We start from the raw sequence: 10,686 nt of genomic DNA, 5'->3' as shown, positions 1-10,686 counted from the left end.
CGCACTCTCTGGCACTACATTAAGAATCCGAAAATCTGTGATGAGTAATTACAGATATTTGAAAGAGGAGCAAGGCCCCAAAAAGGACTTTTTTTCGTGTTTTGAGCACAAATCCTACGAACTTGGGTTAGAATATCTTCTGTCTCTTCAATGTCGAAGTCATCATTTGACAAACGGCAACCAATATATGCTTCCGGGTTTTTCTTGATATGCTCGTAAAGAGGAGTTGCCTTTGTTGCAATAATTGATAGAGCAAACAGATCCGAAAAACATACTTGGCCTTCGATTTGTTCCAGTACGAATCTTAAATGATTAAAGAATCTTTTAACTTCACGAGGGTTCTTGATCAAGAATTTGAAATATTTATGATATATCCAACCCAGTCTTTCTTGATCATGATCAAACTGTTCTGTTAAGTTCTTTTCGCTTAGATTTTCTAACTCTACATTTGCCAACTCCTTGATTCCACGCTCTGAAATGAGTGGTAACGGAACCCTGAGCTGAATAACTTTATTGATGTACTCTGAAGCATTAATGATGTCGTTTTTATTGAGGACAGAAGCAAGATAATTGGCATCAAAGGCCAAGAGGAAGGAAGTCCCTGAAAAGTCTGCAACAGCTTTTACGAGTCTCAGAACTTGAAATGTCTCTGATGGAGTGAGCCTGTCAATATCATCAATAATGACTACGACAGGTGTTTTGATTTTCTTAAGCGCCTTGTCAACCTTCTTCTTTTTACCAAGCAAATCTAATTTTTTAAGCTCTGCTATCTTTTTTGTTGTCTTCCCAGAACCGGATAACACTTTTTCAACAATTGAAGCCCACGGTTCTGCACCAGGTACTAATTTAGCCACGCTAAAAAGACTCGAATAGGCGATGAGTTCTTTGGCTGCCTTGAGAGCACTTGCAGAGTTATCTGTGATATTAAGTTGTGATGAGAATTGCAGCAAAAAATCTTGAATCAGAGATTCTGGTTTTCCGGCCAGCCAAGGATTGTATTCAACAATGGTCGGCGGATGTTTTTTCTCAAGCAATGCTCTTTTGACTAAATTTATTACCGAAGTTTTACCGTATCCCCATTCTCCTTCCAACGAAACAGTTAAGCAGTCATCATCATGGTTCAGTAAAAGAATGTCTGCCAAGTGATTTGAAAAAGCTGATCGGTTCAACAAGTCAGGATCATCGGGTCCTCCTTGTATCGGCTGGTCATTATGATATTTACCCACTTTATTCCCACTCTGTTTATTGTAAAGAGCTAGTGCTAATTCTTGCTCTACACTATCAACCGACTTAACAAAAAGATCAAATCACCAGATAAGCTGATCTAAAATTCAGATGAGAAAATCCAAATTTTGGATAAAAAAATCCAATCAATGGACTTTTTAGTCCAACGAGTAGACCTTCTCACCCATCCCCTAACTCCCCTCAAACTTCCTCCGAAAATGATCATACGCCGCATTGATCTCCTTCATCTTCTCCTCAGCAACCCCCTTAAACTCATTGCCCAGATGGGCCACCTTATCCGGATGATACTGCATGGAGAGCTTACGATAGGATTTCTTAATGGCGGCAAAATCAGCCCCCTGCTCAACCCCGAGCACAGTAGAGTAATGCTGTTCAGAAGGCGCACTGCCACTGCCCGCACTCCCGCGATGGTACTGATGCCCATAGCGGTATTTATTCTCCATGGTCTTTTGCTCATATGCCCGGATACCAAGAAAATCACCGATCTTACGGGCCAGGTTCAGTTCTGCCTCTTCCACGGGTTTCTTGGTAAAAATGAGCTGATACACCAGCTCCAGCAAAATCAGGCGGGGTTCATAAGCAAAGCTGCTACGAAACTCCGTGAGCAAGGCATCCAGATCCTGCTCTGTATCTCGGGCATCTTTGATCAGCTGCTTGACCCAGTACATCTGGTCCTGATTATAATGAAGCGAGTGCTGGAAAAAATTGAGCATGGTCCGTAACTCGGACTTGGTGAAATGACCGTCCGCCTTGGCAATACAGACCAGGATATTCACCAAAAGAAAGACAAAGCGATTATGGGTCTCGGTCTGGGACTGCTCGTAGGCTGCGGCCCTGCTTTGGATATATCGGGTAAACCCGAAAAAACCCGCAAACAGGAACAGTCCTCCGAACAGAATGGAAAAGATAAGAAAAGAAAAAAAACTCCCCACAGCCTGCCATCCACCAGTGGCCAGCAGGATGAGGGTAATAATGAGAAGGCAACCACCACAGCCGGGCTGGTTGCTGGAATAATTATACTGGCGTTGCATGGGAAAGGAGGAAGGAAAAAGGTTGCAGGATCGGGACAGGGGCCGTTTGATCATGGCATCTGATCAAACGGAATCACTCTCCTCCCCTACGCTGAACAGGGCATCAACAAACTCTTCAGGATCAAAATCCCGCAAATCATCCACCTGTTCGCCGATACCGATAAAACGAACCGGTATTTTGAGTTCATGACAAATATTGGCGACAATACCGCCCTTAGCAGTACCGTCCAGTTTGGTCAGGGTCAGTCCGGTAATGCCCACAGCCTCATTAAAGAGCTTGGCCTGGGACACAGCATTCTGACCCGTGGTGGCATCAACCACCAACATGACCTCATGGGGAGCTGTGGACAGGTTTTTGCCGATCACCCGTTTTATCTTTTTCAGCTCCTCCATCAGGTTGACAGAGGTATGGAGACGACCAGCTGTGTCAATGATCACCACATCATAATCCTTGGCCACCCCCTTGGCTACTCCATCAAAGACCACGGATGAAGGATCAGACTTAGGCGGACCAGCAACCACTTCCACGTCAACTCGTTCGCCCCAGATCTTGAGCTGATCAATGGCTGCGGCCCGAAAGGTATCACCAGCGATCAACAACACAGATTGCCCAGAGCGAGCAAACTTGGCTGCAATCTTGCCGATAGAGGTGGTTTTGCCCACCCCGTTCACCCCAACCACCATAATCACAAAGGGGCCGGATTCCGGCAAAACAAGTTCTGCTGGTTGGTTTGATTCCTGGAGAAAGGAAAGAATCTTATCACGCAATACCTTTTTCAGGGCCTGGGGGTCATTCAGCTCCTGACGTTTGACACTGTCTTTGGCCGCATCCAGCAAATCCATTGCCGTGGATACCCCAAGGTCTGCTGTGATCAGAATTTCTTCCAGTTCATCCAGCAATTCCTGATCAATCTTCTTCTTTCCACGAAAAAGATTATCCAGGCGATGAACAAAATGGTTCCGACTCTTGCCCAACCGTTTCTGGAGACGCTGGAACATGGAGCGACGCTGGGGCTTTTTCTGTTCCTCAGCCTCTGCTGGCTCATCAGATTCAGCAGGCTCTTTCATTGGGGGAGCAACTTCATCTGGAACCAATGTTCCAGGAGTGGAAGAAGGAGCAGACTCTTCACCTGCATCAACCCGATCAGCGGTCTCTACAGTCTCTTCAGCTGCTGCCTCTTCCTTTTTTCCTGAAAGTTTTTTCTTAAACCAACCAAGCATTATTTCTGATCCGTTTCCTTCTCCAGAACAAATTCCAGAGCTTCTTCAATGGTGTGGGGATAATGAAAGGTCACGCCTTCGCGGACTTCTTCCGGGATCTCCAGCACATCTTTTTCATTGAGAACCGGCAGTACCAGTTCATAAATTCCAGCCCGCAGAGCAGCCAACACCTTTTCCGCAATACCGCCCACAGGCAGGACATCGCCCCGCAGGGTGATCTCACCGGTCATAGCCACATCCTGGCGTACTGTCCGGTCGCTGATCACCGAAATAAGCGAGCTGACCATGGCCACACCAGCAGAAGGTCCGTCCTTGGGGGTTGCTCCGTCCGGCACATGGACATGAAGATCAACCTGAGAAAAGGTATCTTCATCAACGCCCAAGGCATCAGCATTGGAACGGATATAGGTCAGGGCCGCAGAAGCAGACTCCTTCATCACATCGCCCAGCTTTCCGGTCAAGGCCAGTCCGCCTTTGCCCTTCATCTTGGAGGTCTCAATAAAGAGGATCTGCCCTCCCACCGGGGTCCAAGCCAGACCAGTAGAGAGCCCAGGCCCCCAGGTACGGGCCTTCATCTCAGGGGTAAAACTTACCACCCCCAGGAAATCATAGAGATTATCTTCTGTGACCACGGTTTTCTCTGTCCGGCCACGAGCGAGATTTGCGGCAACCCCACGACAGATCGCAGCCAGTTGACGCTCCAGATTGCGCACACCAGCCTCCCGCGTGTAGGAGCGGATAACGGCCAGCAGGGCATCATCATCCATTTCCAGGTTATCTTCCGTAAGTGCATGCTCTTTGAGCTGCTTCTTGAGCAGATACTTTCGGGCAATGGCCAGCTTTTCATTTTCTGTATAACTGGACAGTTCCACCACCTCCATCCTGTCCCGCAAAGGACCGGGAATGGTATCCAGCATATTGGCAGTGGCAATAAACATGACCTTGGACAGATCAAACTCCACATCCAGATAATGATCCGTAAACGTGCAATTCTGCTCCGGATCCAGAACCTCCAGCAGAGCAGAAGCAGGATCACCGCGAAAATCATTGCCCAGCTTATCAATCTCATCCAAAAGGATCAGTGGGTTATTCACGCCCACCTTTTTCAGGTTCTGGATAATACGACCAGGCAAGGCCCCAATATAGGTACGCCGATGACCGCGAATTTCGGCTTCATCCCGCATTCCACCCAAGGCCATACGAGAAAACTTACGCCCCATAGTTCGGGCAATGGATTGGCCCAAAGAGGTTTTTCCCACACCTGGAGGACCAGACAGACAAAGGATCGGGCCGTGGATATCGTTTTTCAGTTTACGCACTGCCAGGAATTCCAGGATCCGCTTTTTGATCTTTTCAAGGCCGTAATGCTCTTCTTCCAGATCTTCCTCAGCCTGGTCCAGGTTCAAGGTATCCTCAGTTGAGGTACTCCAGGGCAGGTCGAGAATCCAATCAATATAATTACGGGCAACCGAATATTCTGGAGAAGACGGAGAAATACGGTCAAGGCGGGTCAACTCTTTTTCCACAGCCTTATGCGCCTCTTCGCTCAAACCAGCCTCAGCTGCTCGTTCCCGCAGTTCTTCAAGTTCCACTTTGCCGTCAGATTCTTCGCCAAGCTCTTTGCGAATGGCCTGCATCTGCTGACGAAGAAAAAACTCCCGCTGCTTGGTGTCCATATCCTTTTTGATATCTTCTTGCAGCTTATTGCTCATCTCAGCAGTGTTGACTCGTCGGTTCAGCTCACGAGCCACCCGGTGGAGCATCAAATTGACCTCCACGATCTCCAGGATTTCCTGCTCCTTATTGACGCGGAGGTTTATCTGAGAAGTCACCAGATAACCAACATGGAAGGGATCAGTGATGGCATCCATGGTGGCCATGATCTCTGCGGGCAGATTAATCAGGTCGCCAAGCTTTTTAAACTCCTTGCGAATCCCCAGAATCAGGGCCTCAGTCTCGCTCTCTCTTTCATTTAACTCCATAGGTAAGATACTGATCTCACCTTTTATATAAGGTTTTTCCTGAGTGAACTTATCCACACTGAGCTTATGAATACCACTCACCAAAACCTGATAATAGCCTTCTTCGGTTTTGGAAATTTTATGAATATAACCTACAGCACCCACGCGATGCAGGTCAGTACTGGAAATAGTATCAGTATCTTCCACCTGTTTTTTATGACAGAGTACCAGTCCGACCATTCTGTCACCTTGCAGAGCCTCATCAACCAATTGCTTGGAAGTGCCACTGGCAATTTGGAGTGGAAACCCCATGCCTGGGAAAAAAACAAATCCATGCAACGGCAGGATAGGTAACTCTTTTGGGATGGGAAGCAAGGTTGGGTCTTGTGGTACTTTCTTTTGCTTATTTCGTGATTGATCGTCCATGTATTCTCCGAAAATTCTCCTCTTTTTATATTCTACGGAACCGTTTGGAAGGTCCACAGCATTCTCATCTCTTTATTGCACGTTCACAGTATACCGTTACTCAACAGAAGAAATCAACAAAAACACAGAATAACCAAATCTCCCTATTGTTCAACCATTCTTCTGAAAGATTTCCCTTTTTTCTTCCTTTATTCCAACTGCCCGTCCTTCAGGGTTAAACAACGATCCATTGCCTTGGCAAGCTCCATATTATGGGTCACCATGACCACGGACATCCTTCTGGTTCGGCAAAGCTCAGTCAACAGTTCAAAAATCTGCTGACCACTGGTTGAATCCAGATTACCTGTAGGTTCATCTGCCAGCAACAGAGCAGGTCGCATAATCAGGGCCCTGGCCAGAGCCACCCGCTGCTGCTCGCCACCAGATAATTCGCCGCTGCGATGGGTCATTCGATGGCCTAAGCCAACCTGTTTAAGGAGCTGTTGGGCCTCTTCCTCTATTTTTTTGCCAGCCTGACCTGCGATCAAGCCAGGCATCATCACATTTTCCAGCGCAGAAAACTCCGGGAGCAGATAATGAAACTGAAAAATAAAACCGATATTCTTGTTGCGATGGCTTGCCATTTTATTTTCTGACAAAGCAGTCAAATCCTGATCAGCGAAATACAAGCTTCCTTGATCCGGGATATCCAGACAACCAAGAATCTGCAACAGGGTGGTTTTTCCTGAACCAGAAGCCCCGACAATAGCCAGCATTTCACCAGGTTTGATTTCCAGATTTACCTGACGCAAGACCTGAACCGGGTTCTCTTGCACTCCATAGCTCTTATGGATATCAGCAGCCTGTAAAAGAACAGACTCGTTGTCGTGATTCTGCATAAGGTGTTTATTCATAGGTCAGGGCATCAACCGGACGAACCGTAGATGCCTTCCAGGAAGGATAAAGGGTTGCGAGCAGGGTGATCAGGACAGCGACTAGAGCGACAACTATTATATCATCAGGCATCACCTTGACCGGTAGGGTGGACATAGGATAGACATTGCTGGGCAGCTCAATAATCTTATACCGTTTCAGCAGGGAGCACACCCCCAGGCCTGCTCCGACGCCGAGCAGGGTACCGCTCACCCCGATCACTGCGCCTTGATAGAAAAAAATCCGCATAATTGCACCGGTCTTGGCCCCCATGGATTTGAGGATAGCAATGTCCTTGTTTTTTTCCATCACCACCATCACCAGCGCACTGATGATATTCAGGGAGGCCACCAGGATAATAAGTGCCAAGGCGATAAAGATTCCGATTTTTTCCAGCTTCAGGGCGGCAAAGAGGTTCTGATTGGCCTGTTTCCAGTCCCGGACTAAATAAGATGGGCCAATATGTTGTCGCACTGCTGCTGCAACGCTATCTGCCTTATCCACATTTGTTACCCGCAGTTCAAGGCTCTGAACGCCTTTGCCGTCAATCCCCACCAGCCGTCGGGCGGTCTCCAGATTGACAAAACCAATGGTGGAGTCATACTCATACATACCAGTGGCAAAAATCCCGCCCACCACACAGGTCTGAACCTTGGGCAGCACCCCCATCGGAGTCAGGGTACCATTGGGTGAGAGTAACCTGATTTTCCAGCCTATATCCACCCGGAGCTGAGTAGCCAACTCCCGCCCCAAAAAAATCATGGGCAACCCGGAATCATCAGCAAGGTCAATCAGTTTTCCGCTGATCATCTTGGATTCCAGGTTCAACACCTTGCCTGCATTTTCCGGGTCAATACCGCGAATCGCAATCCCTGATGAATATTGGCCTGACGTGATCAGGGCCTGACCAAAGATATTCGGGGTTGCAGCCTCCACCCCAGCAAGTCCCTCGACCTCCTGTTTCAGCTGGGCAGGATCAGCAATCCCGTTACCTGGACGATGGATCATTACATGGGCATTAATGCCAATAATCTGATCCCGCAGGCCCTCGGTAAAACCGGTGTACACGGAGAGCACCACAATCAGGGCCATAACCCCGACGGCGACCCCAAGCACGGAGATAATTGAGATCAGGGAGATAAATTTCTGTTTTCGCTTGGCCCGCAAATAGCGGAAGCTGACAAATCGTTCAAAGGACATAGGACGGTAAATTTAAGGTTAAGAGGCGTTGAGTGTTGTGAGATTTTCCCGAAAATCAGCTATCATAGTCAATCCCCGCCGGAAAATCAGGAAACAGCAGCGATTTCTTTCTTTCCGCTCCCGGTACATAAAAGCGGAATGTTCCCTGCTGGTCACAGATCCATACTTCCTTGGCACCGTTTGCAAAATACAGGAATCTCTTGTCTTCCATCTCTTCAGCGGTGTTGCTTGTTGACAGCACTTCAATGCAGAGTTCAGGAGATACGGAGCATTCAACTTCATCTTTGATGTGCTGAAAAATCTCCGCCGATACCCAAGCCACATCAGCAATTTTTGTTCCCTGGTGTGTACTGACAGCGCACTCGGTAAGAACCTTTCCATCCTTGCGTTCCGCTTTGAGCAGAGCAGCTATTTCTCCCTGAAAAACCGAATGGTACACTTTCACCGGGGTCATAATCACCTGTCCCTGCCTGTTCAGTTCAATCTTAAAAGATAAATTTCTCAACTCCGGATGCTCGCATACTTCCTGCCAATTCATAACACTCCTCGCCTTGCTGAAAGCTGTCCGCCGATTATATCCTGAAAAATGATGCTGGTTACCTTTGCGATCTTCCCCGCTTATCCGCAAGGGCTCTCACTTTTTCTTTACTCAACGTCTCTTGCAGGCAGCGTTCAATAAACTTGATCATGTTTGCCGATATCAAGCAGGACAATAACTTCAGCATCACTACCTTGTTCCAGTGAAAAAACAATCCGGCAGTCGTAACCGCAGATGCATGCCCGCAACCCTTCCAGAGTTCCGCTCAATTTATGTGTATTCAGTAATGATGAGTAAATATCTTCCTGCATCTGTTTAAGGGTCTCCTCAACAGAGTTCTGTAATTTTCTGTTGCGGCGAACAAATTTCCGATAAGTTCGCTTGAACTTCGGTGTTACAACCAGTTCTCGTTTCATGCCTATTCGTCCAGATATTCCCGAAGCTCTGTAATCGCACTCTGTGCTGATTGGGGCTTAAGTTCTCCTTGGCGAAACATCGTCAAAGATTCTTGCGCATCTCTGGCAATTTCATGCCGAACAGCTTCAGTTTCCCATTTACTCATCAGGTCAGACAGAATCTCCCGTTGTTTTGGTGAAAACTGTTTCACGGTTTCCACCACCTGTTCAAATGTCATAGCCATGGTTGCACCTCCGTTATAGACCTTGCTTTTTTTCCTTATCACAGCGCTTCTTTCTATAATACTCCATTCCGGGAGGTATTTTAAATATCCTCCAAAGCCATCATTGTTTGCGCCCAGTCAAAACTGACGAGTTTTCGGGTTGGCATGGTGATTCTCTGTGCTGTTAGGGCTTCATCTTTCTGAACGCAGCAATATGGTCTCTGATTTCAGGATTAATCCTTTCATCATCAGCAATCTTGCGTGCCAAGGCCAGACGGCAATCCACTGCATCCTCCTGCTTTTTCCCCAACAACTGTAATCGCTTGAGAATTGCCTTACCATTCAGGATTCGACTCACTTGCTTCCAGTGTTCAGCCGAGCCAGCTTTTTCGGCTCCCGCAAAACGGGCAGCCATGTTTATCCCTTGATCCAGTGCAGCTAACTCTACGCCTTTCTTTTCTAAGCTGCGGCGCAGTTCATGAGAAGCCTTGTCATAATGAGCCATGCTGTCACTAACCTTTTTCCTCCCCTCAACATGACAGCATACATCAGCGGCTGTGAGCATTGTGAACAAAGAAATTTCTTCGAAAGAAAGTGGAAGAGGTGCAGGGCGTTGCTGAACCTGACCGAACCGATCTGCTTTGACCGAGGCAATAATCTCCGGTTCCAGCAGCAGGTAGTTTTCAATCTCCCAGCTACTGAGCACCTTGATATTCTCTCCATATGGCTGACAGGCCCTGAAGTCGCTATCATCGGATTCCCACCAGCACTCCCAATGACAATCTTTCAGCAGAACATCCCGATCAACCAACCCGACGCTTGTGATCCCCTTTTCTTTGTCGTTGTTGACCTTCTTGATAACCTGAGTACAACCGCCCGCTCCCTGTGCATCATCTCCGGCAGAACGAAACTCCACGTTCTCATCATAAAACCAGCGGTCGCCGATAATCAACCTGTCCTCTTCAGATTCGAGATACACAATCACTCGGCTCAAGTAAGATTTCTCTGCGAACTCTGTTGCTGACTTCTCCTTGAAAGCGGTCATAATCGAACTTACTCCATGTTCTCTTCTATGATTTCACCGCCTTTGTGCAGACCCTTTTCTTTATGCTCAAATCCGAAAGCCCGCAGCATTTCTATGGAGTGGGTAGCGATGATGATAGTCATCCCTGGATATTCCTGAGCAAACTCTCGCAGCTGCTTCATCAGGCGTTTTTGCCAGTTGGGATGGAGATGAATTTCCGGCTCATCAATCAGGATAATCGAATTACGGGTGCAATGTGCCCCGATACGCAGGAAGAGCTGTACCAAATTTTTTTCCCCGCTGCTCAACCGATCCAGCCCATGTTCCTGCCCTTTGGAAACAACAATCGCCTCTGGCGGAGTCTTACGCACTCCTTTAAGAACTCAAAAACGACACCTTTCCCTCTGAATAGGTGCATTTCATGCGGCTCGCTGAAGTTTTTCAATCTTCAGATTCATTGAATGCTTGATTTGGTTTGTTATAACCTTAATCCTGAATTTCTCTTGAAG

At 47.5% G+C, this 10,686-nt stretch carries 11 protein-coding genes; all 11 read right to left on the bottom strand.

Annotation, left to right across the window (positions count from 1 at the left end):
- Nucleotides 1–14: 14 nt before the first annotated feature.
- Nucleotides 15–1,226 carry a KAP family P-loop NTPase fold protein gene (locus L2082_RS16030; RefSeq protein ID WP_446011954.1) on the bottom strand — a complete coding sequence of 404 codons (1,212 nt, stop codon included), beginning with the start codon at nt 1,224–1,226 and terminating at the stop codon, nt 15–17.
- Nucleotides 1,227–1,415: 189 nt separating this feature from the next.
- A complete protein-coding gene (locus tag L2082_RS16025; protein ID WP_446010567.1) occupies nt 1,416–2,330 on the bottom strand; it encodes a DnaJ domain-containing protein in 915 nt (304 codons plus the stop codon).
- A 9-nt stretch (nt 2,331–2,339) separates the two neighbouring features.
- Nucleotides 2,340–3,497 (bottom strand): signal recognition particle-docking protein FtsY, encoded by a 1,158-nt coding sequence (ftsY, locus tag L2082_RS16020; RefSeq protein ID WP_446010566.1) that lies wholly within the window; start codon nt 3,495–3,497, stop codon nt 2,340–2,342.
- Nucleotides 3,497–5,884 (bottom strand): endopeptidase La, encoded by a 2,388-nt coding sequence (gene lon, locus L2082_RS16015; protein WP_446011953.1) that lies wholly within the window; start codon nt 5,882–5,884, stop codon nt 3,497–3,499. Before lon ends, ftsY begins: the two co-directional genes overlap by 1 nt.
- Before the next feature lie 188 nt (nt 5,885–6,072).
- Entirely contained in the window at nt 6,073–6,777 is a 705-nt protein-coding gene (locus L2082_RS16010; protein WP_446010750.1) for an ABC transporter ATP-binding protein, read from the bottom strand.
- Nucleotides 6,770–7,996 carry a lipoprotein-releasing ABC transporter permease subunit gene (locus L2082_RS16005; RefSeq protein WP_446010749.1) on the bottom strand — a complete coding sequence of 409 codons (1,227 nt, stop codon included), beginning with the start codon at nt 7,994–7,996 and terminating at the stop codon, nt 6,770–6,772. The genes L2082_RS16010 and L2082_RS16005 overlap by 8 nt, the downstream gene beginning before the upstream one ends.
- 55 nt (nt 7,997–8,051) lie before the next feature.
- Nucleotides 8,052–8,534 carry a Uma2 family endonuclease gene (locus L2082_RS16000; protein WP_446010748.1) on the bottom strand — a complete coding sequence of 161 codons (483 nt, stop codon included), beginning with the start codon at nt 8,532–8,534 and terminating at the stop codon, nt 8,052–8,054.
- A 134-nt stretch (nt 8,535–8,668) separates the two neighbouring features.
- Nucleotides 8,669–8,950, bottom strand: a complete 282-nt coding sequence (locus L2082_RS15995; protein ID WP_446010747.1) for a type II toxin-antitoxin system RelE/ParE family toxin — start codon at nt 8,948–8,950, stop codon at nt 8,669–8,671.
- 2 nt (nt 8,951–8,952) lie between these two features.
- Nucleotides 8,953–9,174, bottom strand: coding sequence for a hypothetical protein (locus L2082_RS15990; RefSeq protein ID WP_446010746.1), 222 nt, complete (start codon nt 9,172–9,174; stop codon nt 8,953–8,955).
- A 163-nt stretch (nt 9,175–9,337) separates the two neighbouring features.
- Nucleotides 9,338–10,198 (bottom strand): hypothetical protein, encoded by an 861-nt coding sequence (locus L2082_RS15985; protein WP_446010745.1) that lies wholly within the window; start codon nt 10,196–10,198, stop codon nt 9,338–9,340.
- An 8-nt stretch (nt 10,199–10,206) separates the two neighbouring features.
- A complete protein-coding gene (locus L2082_RS15980) occupies nt 10,207–10,548 on the bottom strand; it encodes an AAA family ATPase (protein ID WP_446010744.1) in 342 nt (113 codons plus the stop codon).
- Between the last annotated feature and the right edge of the window lie 138 nt (nt 10,549–10,686).

It is taken from the genome of Candidatus Electrothrix sp., assembly GCF_052785085.1.
Note: the sequence above shows the minus strand (reverse complement) of the source record. Positions and strands in the feature narration are given on the sequence as shown.

What these genes read in the sequence shown, in the direction of transcription:
- L2082_RS16025 (WP_446010567.1), bottom strand. Translation starts at nt 2,330, where the DNA reads ATGATCAAACGGCCCCTGTCCCGATCCTGCAACCTTTTTCCTTCCTCC.
- ftsY (WP_446010566.1), bottom strand. Translation starts at nt 3,497, where the DNA reads ATGCTTGGTTGGTTTAAGAAAAAACTTTCAGGAAAAAAGGAAGAGGCA.
- lon (WP_446011953.1), bottom strand. Translation starts at nt 5,884, where the DNA reads ATGGACGATCAATCACGAAATAAGCAAAAGAAAGTACCACAAGACCCA.
- L2082_RS16010 (WP_446010750.1), bottom strand. Translation starts at nt 6,777, where the DNA reads ATGAATAAACACCTTATGCAGAATCACGACAACGAGTCTGTTCTTTTA.
- L2082_RS16005 (WP_446010749.1), bottom strand. Translation starts at nt 7,996, where the DNA reads ATGTCCTTTGAACGATTTGTCAGCTTCCGCTATTTGCGGGCCAAGCGA.
- L2082_RS16000 (WP_446010748.1), bottom strand. Translation starts at nt 8,534, where the DNA reads ATGAATTGGCAGGAAGTATGCGAGCATCCGGAGTTGAGAAATTTATCT.
- L2082_RS15995 (WP_446010747.1), bottom strand. Translation starts at nt 8,950, where the DNA reads ATGAAACGAGAACTGGTTGTAACACCGAAGTTCAAGCGAACTTATCGG.
- L2082_RS15990 (WP_446010746.1), bottom strand. Translation starts at nt 9,174, where the DNA reads ATGGCTATGACATTTGAACAGGTGGTGGAAACCGTGAAACAGTTTTCA.
- L2082_RS15985 (WP_446010745.1), bottom strand. Translation starts at nt 10,198, where the DNA reads ATGACCGCTTTCAAGGAGAAGTCAGCAACAGAGTTCGCAGAGAAATCT.